We start from the raw sequence: 15827 nt of genomic DNA, 5'->3' as shown, positions 1-15827 counted from the left end.
CAGAGCCCCGCCAATCGATTTCGTCGAATCAGCCGACCACCGCAATCGGCGCCGACAGATCCGTACCGGAACCATCGCGTCGCATATCAGGCTTCGGCAATTCCACAGGAGCGCCACTTTGCGTGGAAGCATGCAACGGATACGCGCCCACGAACGCGAGAATCAACGTATCCTGCCCCTTGAGGAATCGCTGCGAACGCACGCCACCCGTACCACGGCCCTTCGTCGGATACATCTCCAACGGCGTGACCTTCGCGGCACCGTTTTCAGTGCCAGGCAACGCTTCGGAATCGCCGGCAACCGTCAACACCACGGCTCCGGAAGCAGAGAACAGTCCATTCTCGCCTTCTTCGTAATTCCATGTCACCTTGCCATCAGGCACCACCGCGAACGCGGCCACCGAACACCCCTCAGCCAGACGAATGCCCGCCATGCCGCCAGCGGTACGGCCCTGCGGACGCACATTCTTCGCTTCGAACGTCAACAACGAGGAATCGGTGGACACAAACACCAGACGATCCTCATCACGGGCTTCGGCAGCGGCAAGCACTTCGTCATCATCCTTCAAATCGATGACGCTCCACGAATCCATTGTGGTCGGAGATTCACGGTTCCAACGCTTGACCACGCCGTTGCGGGTGCCCAACGCCAAAGGAACAAGCTGACCGCCGTCATCCGTGGAAGGCATATCAATCGCAGCAATCACCCGTTCGCCGCGGATCGGATCGGTGTTCTCCGTCATGCCCAGCAGTTCCTCGGCCTTCACACCACCCGTGACACTGAGCGGCCCATCCGCGGAAACCTTCGGCAATTCGACCACATGGGCCAGCACCAGACGACCCGCTGAAGTAACCAAGCCGTATGAGGAACGTGTGGACGTGCGGAACATCGAAACGATCTGATCATCCTTGGCGCGTCCGTCGGAAGCCGAACGATTCTCCCAACGTTCCACCGCATCCTCGGAAGTGCGTGCGATCAGGCCCGTGGCGGACAGCATCACCGCGCACGGCTCGTCATCAATCTGCAGAGCCGATGCGGTGGCATTCTCATCGCCGGCCTTCTTTGCGGCCTTTGCGGCTGCGGCGACATCGGCTGCTGCGGAGGATACGGTCGCGGCGGCGCGCGCGGCAGCCATCGCGTTTGCAGAGACGCCATCATCGCCATGCGCCACAACAGGCGTCAAATTGCCTTCCTCATCCTCATCCAGCAGCACCGTGCGCCGGGGAGTGCCGTATTTGGCCACGGCGTCATCCATTTCGTCAATGACCACGCCGTCAAGCGCCTCATCGGAAGCAAGAATGCGTTCAAGCTCTTCGATACGCCGCTTCAGATCGTCGCGTTCCGCCTCAAGCTCGATACGACTCATCTTGGTCAGACGGCGCAGCCGCAAGTCAAGAATGTACTGTGCCTGAATCTCGTCCAGATCGAATACGGCGATAAGCTTTGTTTTCGCGGCCTCGGCATCATCAGAAGAGCGAATCACCTGAATGACTTCATCGATGTCCACCATGGCGAGCAGCAAGCCCTCCACCAAGTGCAGCCGCTCAAGCGCCTTCTTCCTGCGGAATTCACTGCGTCGGCGGATCACCACACGACGATGGTCCACCCACACCTGAAGCATTTCCTTCAATCCCATGGTGTGCGGACGGCCATTGACCAACGCCACATTGTTGATGGTGAAATTGTCCTGCAACGGCGTGTGCTTGAACAGCTGCGCCAACACCGCGTTCGGATCGAACCCGGTTTTGATTTCGATGACGAGGCGCGTGCCGTTATGCCGGTCAGTCAAATCGATGGCACCGGAAATGCCGTCCAGCTTACGGTTCTTCACACCTTCGGAAATACGTTCCAACACACGTTCCGGACCCACCATGAACGGCAGTTCCGTCACGACGATGGCCTTTTTGCGAGCCGTCACGTTTTCGATATGCGTCACGGAACGCGTGGTCAACGCGCCACGACCCGTCTCGTACGCCTCGCGGATGCCCTTGCGGCCCACAATCACGCCGCCGCCCGGCCAATCCGGACCCGGCACGTAGCGCATCAACTCCTCTAACGTCGCGTCGGGATGGCGCATAAGATGCTTGGCCGCAGCCACCACCTCGCCAAGATTGTGCGTGGCCATATTCGTGGCCATGCCGACGGCAATGCCGGAACCACCATTGACCAGCAGGTTCGGAATCGCGGCAGGCAGCACAGTCGGCTCCTGAAGCTTGTTATCGTAATTCGGCGTGAAATCGACGGTATTTTCGGCGATATCGGCATTCATGCCCAACGCGGCCGGCGCCATACGAGCCTCGGTATAACGAGAAGCAGCAGGACCGTCATCGAGAGAACCGAAATTGCCGTGACCGTCCACCAATGGCAGCCGCATCGCGAACGGCTGCGCCAAACGTACCATCGCCTCGTAAATCGCGGAATCGCCATGCGGATGGAGCTTGCCCATCACTTCGCCAACCACACGCGCCGACTTCATATACGGCCGGTCCGGATTGAGGCTCATCTGACCCATCTGATAGATGATGCGTCGTTGCACCGGCTTGAGACCGTCCCTGGCATCAGGCAGCGCTCGGGCGTAAATCACCGAATACGCGTATTCGAGGAACGACTTGCTCATTTCCTCGTTCAACGGCGTTTCGACGATGTTCTCCTTGACCGTACGCGGGTCAAAGGCTGGTTTTGCCGGTTTGCGGTGCGACACCATGCGGTGGTTCTCCTCACGGAAAGGTTATGGTAATCAACCTAGCAATATTACCAGCTGGTACTGCCGCGGTGCTTGAATGGGAACCATGAGTGTTGAAGTGCCCGAAATCGACCAGCTGCTAGCCATGACCAGTCCGGCACGATATGGCGACGAACTGCCGGATGAGGGCGGCCGCGGCGGTGCTCTCCACCTATCCTCGGTACTTCCCGCCATTTCCAGCGCCATCGGGCATCCGATTCCAACGGCCATCCATGCCGATCCGAAACGACTCCAAGAGGCACTTGGCCTGCCGGACGCGCGTTCGGCAGTCGTGGTCCTGGTGGACGGTCTCGGATATTGGAACATCAATATGAGATTGGGGCATTCACCCTATCTACGGTCGCTGATGGCGGATGGCGTTAACCAGCGGCCAATCGCCACATGCATGCCCAGCACCACCGTGGCCGCAATGTCCACGTTCGGCACCGGCACATGCCCCGGATTAACCGGCATGACGGGATATACGCAGCTCAATCCCGACAATGGCGAAATCTGCCAGCTCATCTCTTTCAAAAACGCGCCCGCACCGCTGAAACTGCAACAGCAGCCGACCATATTCGAACGATTGGCGGAACAGGACGTTCGCGTCACCAGTTCGGGACTGCCGAAATTCGCGTTCTCCGCGTTGACTCAGGCGGCGTTACGTGGCAGCGACTACATCTCCAATGACGATCCACGCCGACGTATCATGACCGCGGCGAAAGCGGCGAACACGCCCGGACTGACATACGTGTACCTGCGCGACGCGGACAAGATCGGACACAATTACGGCTGGGACTCCGACAAGTGGATCGGCACATATGAGCGTATCGACGCCCAGTTGTCTTTGCTGCGTCGAAGTGTGCCGAAGAACACGCTGATCGTCATCGTGGCGGATCATGGCATGATAACCGCCGACCCGGAAGCCTGCATCGACATAGCGTCCGAACCCCAGCTGATGTGGGGCGTCGCGAATGTCGGCGGCGAACCACGCTGTGTCATGCTTTATGGCGAGGATGGCGAGAATCCGGAGGACATCGCCGCTCGTTGGCGTGACGTGCTGGGGGAGCGCGCCCAGGTGCGCACCCGCCGGCAGGCAATCGAGGAAGGCGTCTACGGACCAGTCGATGAACGCGTCAAGTCGATGATCGGCGATGTGGTCGTCTCCGCTGCGGGCTCTACCACCATTGTCGATTCCCGCACACAGGCGGAGAAGGCGATGCATCTGCCCAGCGTGCACGGGTCGCTGACCTACATGGAATCTGATATTCCATGCCTGATTGACGTGGCTTGATCGAATGATCCGAACGTCTGAACGGATGTTGCCGTGGGATGTTAGGGAACGTTAATCAGTCACCGAACAGAATTTCATCCCAACTCGGCACTGCGGAGCGTCCTGCACGGCGCTTCGATTTGGTGGTGCTCTGACTATGAGGATCGGATGATGCCATCTTGGACTTATCGGACTGCTGCTCGCCGGCGGATTGCGTGTTTTGCGAGTTTTGGGCAGGTTCCGTCGTTGAAGGGGCGGGGTGCTGCGTCGTCGCGATTTCCGGACGGTTCGGCAGCGGAACGGTCGCCGATGGCTGAGTCTCAACGGTGGTCTTGATATTCGTGGCTTGCGGTGCAACCGGTTCCGGAGCATTCCAAGCGGACACCGTCTGTTCGATACGTGCGGAGCGTGCGGAATCGCCCGGCAAATTCAATGATGCGAGAAAATTCTGGTCGACCTGCTTCTCGGCGTGTCCTTCCGTCGGCGTGTCTTGTTCGCCGATGAGCTTGCGTGCCGTTGCGTTCAGACAGTTGACCGCGTTGTCATGCATGTTCCAAGACCATTCCGCACGGGCGGCATGACCTGCGGAATCGAACTCCGCGGTAATCTTCCACGGTTCCAAACCGCGTCTGGTGGCCTTCCACCGCACATCCTCCAACCGTACGTGGGCTGCGGCGAACGTGCGTTCGATCAGTTCGGAAAGCGTGCGCACACGGCTTTCCTTCGGCGCGGGAACCGCCAGGAACTGTTCGATCGCATATTGCTTTTCGGTTTCCACCGCCGCCGAGAAACGCCGAACAAGCGCTTCGCTCAACGAATATCGCTCCGCCACGCGGGTCGGATTGGCTCCGGCTCGAATCAAGGATTGGATTTGGGAGATCGGCAGCGTGGAAGGCGCTTGCTGCTGACGCTCCTCTTGGGTTTCGGTGCGAATCTGCTTTGCCTCCAAAATGGCTCTTTCAAGCGCTTCATCGACCTTGACGGCGAATTTGCCGGCACCTGAAACAAAGACGAGCTCACCGGTTTCACTCACATGATCGAACCGTGCATCTTCGAGCGCATTCTCAGGCACAACACACCACTTTCCCTTAGATTTTCCTATTAATTCTATTGTGCCCCACGTGTCGGATTTTACGAGTATTTCAATTCGTGTATCCTAGCGGGGGAAAAGTCATGTATTCTATGGCGCATAAGCACCATAGATGACGAAAGGAATCTCGATGGCACAGGATTATGATTCCCCGCGCAACAAAGACGAGGACGAGGAGTCGCTCCAGGCTTTGAGCAAGGGTTCTCAGAACAATTCCAACGATATGGACGATGACGAGAACGCCATTGCCGAAGACTACGAGCTGCCGGGCGCCGATTTGAGCAATGAGGACGCTTCGGTGACCGTCATTCCGATGCAGGGCGACGAGTTCATCTGCTCCGAATGCTTCCTGGTGAAGCATCGCAGCCAGCTTGCCTACACTACCGACGACGGACAGCCGGTATGCAAGGAGTGTGCGGCCTGATGGCGTTCGACGAGGCATACAACGAGCCGGAAAACGTCGAGGTTCTGGTAAAGTCGCTGGATCCCGGGCAGCCGGCTCAGCTGCATTACGCCCATGCCGGAGACGCCGGTGCCGATTTGCGCACCACCGAAGAAGTGACGTTGAAGCCGTTCCAGCGGGCGCTGGTGCCCACGGGAGTGGCAATCGCATTGCCTGCCGGCTATGTGGCGCTGGTGCATCCACGTTCGGGACTCGCCGTCAAGCAGGGCGTCACGGTGCTTAACGCGCCGGGAACCATCGACGCTGGATACCGTGGCGAAATCAAGGTGCCGTTGATCAACCTCGATCCGGAACGCGCCGTGACGTTCCATCCGGGCGACCGCATCGCACAGCTGGTCATCCAACGCTACGTCGAGGCAAAATTCATCGAGGCGCAGACCCTGCCCGGATCCGACCGCGCGGAACGTGGCTTCGGATCAACCGGCGTTGCGTCCTGACGGGACTGCAATACACAAAGACCGAGGATGTATCCGGCCGTGCAACACGCGGCCGGATACATCCGTCATATGGTGATGCGCGGGTACTATAGGGTACATTCCAAGCGAGGAGGAGCGAAATGAGCGACATGGATCATGAGGTTCGTTCGGCCAGAATGTTGGGCTGCGAGATCAGCACGAATCCGCTTGACCCGCTTGAACCAATCCTCAAGATGTGCGAATACCACCATCCCGACGAGGACATGAGCATTCTCGCGAGAGCCTACCGGCGCGCCGTCACCCAGCATTCGTCGCAACGGCGTAAATCCGGCGAGCCGTACATCATCCATCCGCTTGCAGTGGCGCAGATCCTCGCCGATCTTGGCATGGGGCCGCTGGTTGTGGCAGCGGGCCTTCTGCACGACACGGTGGAGGACACCGACTACACGCTCGACGAATGCCGCGCCGAATTCGGCGACACGGTGACCGGCCTGGTGGACGGCGTCACGAAGCTTTCCAAAATGGAATACGGCGATTCCGCCCAGGCCGAGACCATCCGCAAAATGGTGGTGGCGATGAGCCGCGACGTGCGCGTATTGGTGGTCAAGCTCGCCGACCGTGTGCACAACGCCCGCACATGGCGTTACGTCAAGCAGTCGAACGCGCAGAAAAAGGCACGTGAAACGCTGGATGTGTATGCGCCGCTCGCCAACCGTCTTGGCATGAACGCCATCAAAACCGAGTTGGAAGAACTCAGCTTCAAGGTTCTGTATCCGAAGATCTACAACGAGATTGTGGTATTAGTGGCCCGTCGCGCCGGACAACGCGACGTGTACCTGAAGCAGATTCTCGCCGAAATCAATGAGGATCTCGACGAACAGCACATCAAAGCCTATGTGACGGGCCGCCCGAAGGACTACTTCTCCATTTACCAGAAGATGATCGTGCGCGGGCACGATTTCGCCAACATTTATGATTTGGTGGGCGTGCGTATCATCGTCGACACGATTCAGGACTGCTATGCGGCGTTGGGTGCCGTGCATGCGCGGTGGAACCCTGTTCCCGGCCGTTTCAAAGACTATATCGCCATGCCGAAGCTCAACATGTACCAGAGCCTGCACACCACGGTGGTCGGCCCCGGCGGCAAGCCGGTGGAGATTCAGATCCGCACGTGGGACATGCACCGCCGCGCGGAATTCGGCATCGCTGCGCATTGGAAGTACAAGGAGAACGGCCAAGCCGGACGCGCGTTGAGCTCGCCTGACAAGTCCGACCGCAAGCGTGGCGAAAACCAGGAGCTGAGCGAGGCCGACAACCTCAAATGGATTCAGCAACTTGCCGACTGGACGAGCGAAACGCCGGATTCCGACGAATTCCTTGGCTCCCTCAAAGAGGATTTGGGCGCGGCAGAGGTCTACGTGTTCACGCCGAAAGGCAAGATCGTCTCGCTTCCCGCCGAAGCCACTCCGATTGATTTCGCTTATGCGGTGCACACCGAAGTCGGTCACCGTACCATGGGTGCGCGCGTGAACGGACGATTGGTGCCGCTTGATACCAAGCTCGAGAATGGCGATACCGTTGAAATATTGACATCCAAGTCCGAATCCGCAGGTCCGTCGCGTGATTGGCTGAGCTTCGCCAAGAGCCCGAAGGCACGCAACAAGATTCGTCAATGGTTCAGCAAGGAACGCCGTACCGAAGCCGTCGAGGAAGGCCGTGACGAGCTGACGCGCGCCATGCGCAAGCGCAACCTGCCAATCACCACGCTGCTGACTCCGGAAGCATTGGTGGGTGTCGCCGACGAGTTGAACCTTGCCAACGCGGAAGCCGTGTTCGTGGCGATTGGTGATGGCCAGATCTCCACGCAGAACGTCATCTCGCATCTGGTCCGTGACGCGGGCAGCGACGAGGTGGATGAGGAAGTCGAGCAGGAGGCGTTGCCGCTCAAGCAGGTGGAGCGTACCAAGAAGACCACCAGCTCGTTGGGTATCTCCGTCAAGGGCGTGGGGGACATCTGGGTCAAGCTGGCCCGATGCTGCATGCCGGTTCCTGGAGACAAGATCATCGGCTTCATCACCCGCAACCAAGGCGTGTCCGTGCATCGCGTGGACTGCCAGAACATGCTCGAACTGGAGAAACGCCAGCCCGAACGTGTGGTGGATGTGCAGTGGACCAGCACCAAGGGCGTGTTCATGGTCAAGATCCAGGTCGAGGCACTTGACCGTCCGCATCTGCTGAGCGATGTGACACGCGTGCTGTCCGACCACGGCGTGAACATTATCTCCGGCTCGATTTCCACCGGCACCGACCGCGTGGCCACCAGCCAATTCAGCTTCGAAATGGCCGATCCGCAGCATCTGAACACTCTGCTCGCCGCCGTGCGTAAAATCGAAGGCGTGTTCGACGTGTACCGTATCACCGGCGCGAAGGATTCCGCGGAGCCGCGACTGCGCAAAATGTGATGTTGACGAATCACATAAGCCGGTGATTGCAAGCAAACGCCTCTATAAATAAAATGAAGAAAGCCCCTCAATCGGGGGGCTTTCCTATATTGTACGGCTGTGCGGGAAACGCTTACTTGAGCACTTCCACGGACACGATGCCGACCGGCTCGGTCGGACGGTCCATGCGATCGGTGTTCACGGCTTCGAGCTTGTCGACCACTGCCTTGGAATCGTCATCCGCAACCTCGCCGAAGATGGTGTGGTGGCCGTTGAGCCACGGGGTCGGCACGGTGGTGATGAAGAACTGGGAACCGTTGGTGCCGTGGATCTTGCCGTCCATGCCACGACGCAGGCCGGCGTTCGCCATGGCCAGCAGGTACGGGTGGTCGAACTTCAGATCAGGAACGATCTCATCGTCGAAGTCGTAGCCCGGGCCGCCGGTGCCGTTGCCCAGCGGGCAGCCACCCTGAATCATGAAATCCTTGATGATGCGGTGGAAGGTTAGACCGTTGTAGAACGGCTCATGGGAAGGCTGGCCGGTCATCGGATCGATCCATTCCTTCTCGCCGGTGGCAAGGCCGAGGAAATTGGCCACGGTTTCCGGGGTTTCGTCATCGAACAGGTTGATTTTGATGTCACCTTCGGAGGTGCGCATGATAACTGTAGTCATGGCTCCAAGTGTCTCATGGGCTTGAGACCGGACGGTGGGTGCATGAGCTATGCTCCTTGTGGGACCTGCCCGGTTGTGAGGACTACTCTCGGGAGAGACATGATGTTCGGAGCGGTTATTTCCAGTTGAATGTGTAGCTTTGGTCCGGCTGTTCCTCGCCATGGGTGGTGACGGTCGGGATGTTGCCGTGCCAGGTGACGGTGAAGTTGCCCGAGCCTAATGATTTGCCGTCGTTGTGCAGATCCGTTTTGATTTCCGTGACGTTCTCGGAACCGATAACACCAGGATCGGTGTCCCAAGAGACTTTGACCGTGATGCTGCTTGGGCCGAAGAATATGGGCGAGCCGAGTTCGCTGATGGTCACTTCGCAGGTGCCGTCAGCGGATTTCGCGTTCACGATGCGATGCGACATATCCGTTTGCATCCATATGAGAGTGCAGCCTCCAGCCCAGATCAGCGCGATTGCGAGAATGATATGCTCAACGATGTGTGCCGCTTTATGCGAGTATCCTTCGGTCATAAATGTCCCCACGCTCGTGTCATCATGCCATAGCCTTCAACCGGAGCCTTTTCATCGGTCGTCGAAAAGATGGTTGGCGATATCGCCCCGACCGCCGAAGCCGGACGGCACGTCACCCAAAGAGTTCTTAGCGAAGTCGAACAATCCCATGGTCATGCCTCTTTACCTTTGGGAAACCAATATGCCTACCGTATCAGTTGTCGGCGTCATCGCCGAGGCTTGCGATTTGCGGAAGTGGCCCATATCCATGCATCGCGTCATGAAACGGTACGTCGTCTCGCGCGTAATTCGTGCCTGTAGAATCTTTAAAGACCAAGTTTGGAGGGAGCGGAATCATGCCACGCAAGCTGATCATGTGCGGGGACCATCCGGTCCTTGCGTTCGAATACGATCCCGAGTCCGGTCGCGCGTGCTCCTCTGGCGAGGTCCTTGACCATGATCGTCTGCCCCTGGAGTCCACCACGCACGGCAAGAGCGCGCTGTATGCCAAGAGGATCGACGAATGGTGGAGGTCCCGCGCCATCCCCTCCACCCGCGACGGCATCCGCCGCGTGCTCGAATCGCTTGGCGCGGCATCGACCGGGGAGCTGCTCGACCGGACCTACGGTTTGAGCCTGTCGGACCAGTACTGGGTCAGACGCGAGGACGACCCGGCTGAATAGAAGGACGTCAACTTCTTCGACAATCCCTTCGACGAGGCGCTGGGCGAGATCCTGCTCACCTCGTACTCGTCGTCCCATGACATCAGCCTCAACGCCCCCGACGTGTCCACTGGCGGCGATCTTCCCAAACGCTGGACAATCGACAGGGCCACCGGCAGGAGACTGCTCGTCAAGTCGGGCCGTACTGGCCAGGAGCCCATGAACGAGGTCATCGCCTCGAGGCTCTGCATGCGATTGGGCGTTCCGGCCGTCCGGTATTCCTTGGCGCGCAACGGCAACCGTCTGATGTCCACATGCGCGGACATGCTCTCCAATCATGAGGAGCTGGTCTCCGCCTGGCAGGTGCTCCAATCCGTCAAGGCCGTCAACGGCCTCAACTCGCATGACCAGTGGATCCGCGCCGCCGTCGGCTTCGGCGCAGACGAACGGGCGGTTCGTGACGCCACGGACGATTGGCTCGTGGTCGACTACCTCATGCGCAATACAGATAGGCATTACAACAACTTCGGTCTGATCCGGAACATCGAGACCCTTGCGGTCCGTCCGGCTCCGATCTACGACACCGGCGCGAGCCTGTGGAGCGGCGAGCTCGATGTGGACGGCCGAGACTGGTTCGCCAAGCCGTTCTATTCGGCGACCGGCCGCCCCTCGGCCTTGCGGCAGCTCAAACTGGTGGAGGATTGGGGCCGGTTCAATCTGGATGCTCTGTCGGACTGGCCCGACGAGGTGGCGCATGAGTTGTCGCGCATGCGCATGTTCGCGCCCGAACGCCTCGATGCCATCCGGGTACAGTTGGTAAAGCGTATCGGGATGCTCCGCAGGATCAGGGAAGGTGAGGTCCTTCGTGTTTCTTGCCCGATCCGCAATAAAACGGATTTGATGGACAGGTTCGGCGAGACGTTGCGGAAGAACCTTGGACAACGGGACGGGGATGCCAGAAGCGTCGGAACCGGACCGGATGCGTTGAGCCGTCATCTGAACCGCTAGCGCAACGAATCACTACTGGAATAATGGACTTTGCAACCGGAACACGAAAAGAGGAGCATGATGGCCAATCCCGAGCTGTCGCGGCACATCCAGGCCCTTCCCGACGAGCTGAACGCCCTTGAAGGGGGACGGGAGATTTCCGAACGCCTGCGGAGGGTCGACGCGCTGAAGGACCGGGCCCGCTCGCTGGAGCCGTTGGACGGTGTCGAGGACATGGCGTTGGCGGATTACAACCGCGACTGGCTGGTGCGTTACACCTACAATTCGAACGCTATCGAGGGATCCACGCTGACCCTGGAGGACACGTCGCTGGTGTTGGAGGGCGAGTTCGTCCCATCGGACTCGCCGGCCAGATACGTGTTTGCAGCGCGAGGGGTCGCTGACGGCATGGCCTACGTGCGCGAATATGCCAAGGAGGGGCGGAAGCTGAACGAGGAGCTGATCCGTCGTCTACACGAGGTGACCGCATTGGATCTCCAGCCGTTCGCCCGCGGTACGTTCCGTCCCTATGGCTATTTGGCGCGGATCGCCGCCACCCGAGTCAAGACCGCGGACCCGCTGGAGATTCGTGACGACCTGCAAGTCCTGGTCGACGTGCTGAACGGGAGCGGCGCGCATCCGCTGCTCAAGGCGGCCGGATTCCATGCGATGTTCGAGAACATCCATTCGTTCATGGACGGCAACGGGCGGACCGGCCGCCAGTTGCTCAACTTCATGCTGCTGCGGAACGGATACCGTCCCGTGGCCATCGAATACGATGCGGGTCGGGCATACGCGCGCGGCCTGGAGGCATGGCAAGTGGATGGCAAGCCGGATTCGTTCTGCTCCATTTTCCTAGACTGCGTGGAACAGGAGGAACAGACGCTCGTCGATCTGGTCGAGCGGCTTCGCCATCTGAGATAGGTCGCAGGAACACTCGCATGCTTCTTTCGTGTGCGTCGGTAAGCCGCTGATATGCACAGAAGAATGAGATTATTCTTGGGTGCCTGTAGGTGCCTCGTGGAAAACGAGCGTAACCGGCAGGTTTCCCAAGGACAGAAAACCTTGGAATAAAGCCAAAAACAGTTGGCCACGGTTATCATCAGAGGTGCGCATGATGATGGTAGTCATAGCTCCAAGTGTCTCATGGGCTTGAGACCGGGCGGAAACGCTGACGCCATTATCACTCGTCGTTGCATTCTCCAAGTTAAGGAATTGACAATGTGGCAGTGTCTGAAAAGTTTTTATGCACTTTGGACTATATGGCCGTCTGTGGTGTGTAATGCATCAGCGTAAGTATGCTAATTGACGGGATATGACATGTTGCTGTTGACTGTCGTAGTTAGCAACTTCTAGGTCAATAGCATGTCTGAATTCGTCAACGGCACGTACAAGATTGAACTTGTTTGACAACGTAATGCTCCGGAATCCGGCCTACCTGGAGTCACGACGATGCTCCGCGGTGGGCCTCGTGATAGGACTCAAAGCGACTGCGTCTGCCGTTGGGTTGCCGGATGCCGGAGTAGACCGAAATTATGTATTACATAAATATCGTGTGGGCTGAGTGCTGCATTCCCCCTAATTTGATGGGAGATCATGGAACCATGGCAAGGGGCACGCACGCCGGAGTCCAAGACGAGGGCCGTCAGGCTGCCAGCGGGATTGCGTTCCTCGTATTGTCGGAGATGAACGCGATGGCCGCGTTGATGAAGGACCCGGGGGCGGCGCAGGAGGCGCTGCGGCGCTGGCGCAACCGGTCGGACGCGGCGGTTGTGGAGGAGTCAAAACAGTCGGCCAGAGACACGATGGCCGAACTCAAACAGCTGCGGGCGGAGAACGCGGAACTGCGCCGGGTGAACGAGATTCCGGCGACGGCTTCGGCTTTTTCGCGGTACGGATACATCAGGATGCACCCAGCTGATTGCGCAGGGCTGGGATTCCCAGAAGGCCGACCGCGACCAGGTGATGCGAATCATGCGCGGACTCGGCATACGAGACATCAAGAGTGGCAGGATGCCCGTCACCACCAAGTCAGCCCAGGGAACCGGCGGTAGGCCGATTTTGGTGGGGTGCAGGTTCGAGGCCGTGGCTCCAATCTGCTTCCCGTGGCCGACACTACCTACGTGTGTATAGTCAGCGGCTCGTTCGGCTACGCGGCGTTTGCCGCCACATCGTCGTCTGGGCGTGCGCCACCACCATGAACACGGAGGAACTGCCGTTGCAGGCGCTGGATCAGCGATATCGTGGGCCGCGTCGCATGATGGACGGACGGTCTCGTGCACCACAGCGACCACGGGACGCAATACACCGGCACGGTATACATCACCAGGGTTGGGGAACATGGCATGCTTCCCTCGACCGGCATGGTCGGCGACTCGTACGACAACGCCACGGCCGAAAGCGTCAACGGCGCGTACAAGACCGAGCTGGTGTGGCGGCTCAGGCCGTTTGCGGATCTGAAGGAGCTGGAACTGGCGACGTTCCGGTGGGTCTCGTGGTGGAACTCGAAGCGCCTCTACCAATCACTGGGCTACAAGATGCCGGAAGCGGTGGAAACCGAGTATTATGCAAATCAAGAGATGCAAGTCGTCTCACTATGAAAGCGGAAAAAATCAGGTCACATCACTTTGGCTTAATGCGAAGGAATAGACATGAACGAGATACTGTCCCTGAATGATTTGCTCCATCTTAACGATGAGGAGCTGAAGCACACCAAGATTAGATTCTGCATCCCTCCTAGAGGGAGCGATGATAATCCGATTGAAGTGTTCAAGAGGAATCCGGAAGAAATTCTTAACTGGTTGTTTAATCGGCGTAAAAATGGTTTTTTTAGTGTTGGTGATAATGCAATCTGTCTCGTGAGGTTAAAGAACGACCCTGATCTTTGGTTGTTTGCAGCTATGCAGAAAGTCGTTAAAGATTTAGATGTGTGGGACGGTCGTGCCTATGAGGGCAAGGATTTTGATCGGTACAAGCCGCTGTGCGGTCGTGTCATCATCAGATTCCACAAGGGGCAGTATTCGCTCCTGAAAGCTGATACAGTCATGGATGATGGTCATATAGCCATGGATGAGTTTGAAGTGGTTCAGGTCTTGTCTGACGTGTTTGACGACAATCCATTTCCCGGTTATGACCAGATCAGCCTTCCATGGCGTGAAATTGAGCGCATTATTGTTAGGAATCTTATGGACTGGCGTAATGCTCTGGAGCACCAAAAGGGCGTGTATGTGATTACCGATCGTGCGACTGGAAAACTGTATGTCGGGTCAGCTACGAGCGATAAGGGTATGTTGTTGAAGCGTTGGTCAGACTACGTGCGCGACGGCCATGGTGGCGATGTCGAGCTCAGGAAAGTAGTGGAGGAAAAGGGTTTCGACTACGTGAAGAACAATTTCACCTACACGCTTCTTGAAAATTGGAATGAACGTACTGACGACCAGCGTATCCTTGAGCGCGAATCATGGTGGAAGAACGCGTTGGATAGCCGTCAGCATGGATATAACGATAACTAAATTTTCGAGATTCAGCATTTCGGCCATCTCTGCGGTAGGGGATGGCCATTTATGTATTTAGAATGAAAATGTTTGTTGCCGTGGGTGTGATGCCTGGAACGTGGGGATGCGGGAAGACCTGTGGAGATGTGAGTCTTCAGCGGGGACGGGAGAGCACTCCCGGATTATTTTTTGGGTGCCTGCAGGTGCCTCGTGGAAAACGAGGGTAATCGGCAGGCCTCCCCAAAATTGAAAACCTTGGAATAAAGCCAAAAACGACCGTATGCGATCATCATGCGAGGTGCGCATGATGATGGTAGTCATGGTCCCCAGTGTCTCATGGGCTTGAGACCGGGTGGGAATGCTGTGGCTCTTGCTTATCGTGCGTATGAGCCGCAAGCGCTATGCCAACACTTGCGGCTCACATTATAGATAAAACTAGTCCGGCTTTACCAGACAGATTTGGTTATCTAATTATTGTTATTACTCTTTATGGGAGGATAGCCGTAATATACGGAATCGTGATGCGGTGAAGAAGTATTGTACATTAACAATGTATATGATTCTGCCTCACCAACTTTTGTAATACTTTTTGCTAGACTGGCTGGTGTATTGATGGATCCAGCGTCAACTTTACTGCTGCCACTAGCAATTGAATTCCAAATTTTTGAAGCGAAAGTAGAACAGTTGGTAAGATAACCCCATTTATCGTTATTCTTAATATTAGTATTCACTGTATCTAAATCAATTTGTCTTAGGGGTAATTGAATGGAAACATTCTGAAGATTAATACCGTTGGAATTAAGCTTCGAATCAAGATTGAGTCATAGACCCTTATGTTCTCTACTGACATCTACGGATTCATCCCAAGTGCTTGCTGTTATAGATTTACCATCAGCAACGTTAATCCCAGCAATGTTTACCGTAGAACCAGACAGGTGTGATCATAAGCCAAGAATGGCCGAGATTCGTGAAACTAGATGATGAGCCGGATCCTGTAGTGGAATAAATCCGTAATAAAGCTACAGCCTCTGCAGCACGCGTTTTGTAATTAGCGCCCCGAGAAGGAGATGAGATAATTCTCAGATCTTCGTTATCTGAGGTTTTCTC

Annotated in this window: 11 protein-coding genes and 2 pseudogenes; 8 read left to right on the top strand and 5 right to left on the bottom strand. The window is 57.2% G+C overall.

The window, feature by feature from the left end:
- Window positions 1-28 precede the first annotated feature (28 nt).
- Window positions 29-2704 (bottom strand): DNA topoisomerase (ATP-hydrolyzing) subunit A, encoded by a 2676-nt coding sequence (locus tag Q5H33_RS02000; protein ID WP_003810555.1) that lies wholly within the window; start codon window positions 2702-2704, stop codon window positions 29-31.
- 85 nt (window positions 2705-2789) lie between these two features.
- Here Q5H33_RS02000 and Q5H33_RS01995 point away from each other — a divergent pair, with 85 nt between their 5' ends.
- On the top strand, window positions 2790-4016 hold the full coding sequence (locus Q5H33_RS01995) for an alkaline phosphatase family protein (protein WP_171024928.1): 1227 nt from the start codon (window positions 2790-2792) through the stop codon (window positions 4014-4016).
- A 55-nt stretch (window positions 4017-4071) separates the two neighbouring features.
- Here the strand turns inward: Q5H33_RS01995 and sepH are convergent, their stop codons facing one another.
- The gene (gene sepH, locus Q5H33_RS01990) at window positions 4072-5067 is read right to left on the bottom strand and encodes a septation protein SepH (RefSeq protein WP_011743366.1); all 996 of its coding nucleotides are present in this window, start codon (window positions 5065-5067) and stop codon (window positions 4072-4074) included.
- A gap of 148 nt (window positions 5068-5215) precedes the next feature.
- On the opposite strand from sepH, the gene Q5H33_RS01985 reads away from it, so the two are divergent.
- From Q5H33_RS01985 to Q5H33_RS01975, 3 genes are all read left to right on the top strand, one after another.
- Entirely contained in the window at window positions 5216-5509 is a 294-nt protein-coding gene (locus tag Q5H33_RS01985; RefSeq protein WP_021913807.1) for a DUF4193 domain-containing protein, read from the top strand.
- On the top strand, window positions 5509-5985 hold the full coding sequence (gene dut, locus Q5H33_RS01980; protein ID WP_021913806.1) for a dUTP diphosphatase: 477 nt from the start codon (window positions 5509-5511) through the stop codon (window positions 5983-5985). The genes Q5H33_RS01985 and dut overlap by 1 nt, the downstream gene beginning before the upstream one ends.
- Before the next feature lie 119 nt (window positions 5986-6104).
- A complete protein-coding gene (locus tag Q5H33_RS01975; RefSeq protein WP_033499677.1) occupies window positions 6105-8426 on the top strand; it encodes a bifunctional (p)ppGpp synthetase/guanosine-3',5'-bis(diphosphate) 3'-pyrophosphohydrolase in 2322 nt (773 codons plus the stop codon).
- Between the two features lie 112 nt (window positions 8427-8538).
- Here Q5H33_RS01975 and Q5H33_RS01970 read toward each other — a convergent pair whose 3' ends face one another.
- Together Q5H33_RS01970 and Q5H33_RS01965 are read right to left on the bottom strand one after the other, a co-directional pair.
- Window positions 8539-9078, bottom strand: a complete 540-nt coding sequence (locus tag Q5H33_RS01970) for a peptidylprolyl isomerase (RefSeq protein ID WP_151911913.1) — start codon at window positions 9076-9078, stop codon at window positions 8539-8541.
- 115 nt (window positions 9079-9193) lie between these two features.
- Window positions 9194-9598, bottom strand: coding sequence for a hypothetical protein (locus Q5H33_RS01965; protein ID WP_003830733.1), 405 nt, complete (start codon window positions 9596-9598; stop codon window positions 9194-9196).
- Between the two features lie 335 nt (window positions 9599-9933).
- On the opposite strand from Q5H33_RS01965, the pseudogene Q5H33_RS01960 reads away from it, so the two are divergent.
- Window positions 9934-11247 (top strand): annotated as a pseudogene (locus tag Q5H33_RS01960) (HipA domain-containing protein).
- A 60-nt stretch (window positions 11248-11307) separates the two neighbouring features.
- Window positions 11308-12150, top strand: coding sequence for a Fic family protein (locus tag Q5H33_RS01955; protein WP_217730324.1), 843 nt, complete (start codon window positions 11308-11310; stop codon window positions 12148-12150).
- A 69-nt stretch (window positions 12151-12219) separates the two neighbouring features.
- Here the strand turns inward: Q5H33_RS01955 and Q5H33_RS01950 are convergent, their stop codons facing one another.
- Window positions 12220-12357 carry a hypothetical protein gene (locus Q5H33_RS01950; RefSeq protein ID WP_179140921.1) on the bottom strand — a complete coding sequence of 46 codons (138 nt, stop codon included), beginning with the start codon at window positions 12355-12357 and terminating at the stop codon, window positions 12220-12222.
- 465 nt (window positions 12358-12822) lie between these two features.
- On the opposite strand from Q5H33_RS01950, the pseudogene Q5H33_RS01945 reads away from it, so the two are divergent.
- A pseudogene (locus tag Q5H33_RS01945) lies at window positions 12823-13903 on the top strand (transposase).
- Entirely contained in the window at window positions 13878-14738 is an 861-nt protein-coding gene (locus Q5H33_RS01940; RefSeq protein ID WP_195393974.1) for a GIY-YIG nuclease family protein, read from the top strand. Before Q5H33_RS01945 ends, Q5H33_RS01940 begins: the two are co-directional and overlap by 26 nt.
- The last annotated feature ends 1089 nt before the right edge of the window (window positions 14739-15827 follow it).

This window comes from uncultured Bifidobacterium sp. (assembly GCF_959020145.1).
Classification (GTDB): Bacteria; Actinomycetota; Actinomycetes; order Actinomycetales; family Bifidobacteriaceae; genus Bifidobacterium.
This window is presented reverse-complemented; position numbering and strand designations above follow the sequence as displayed.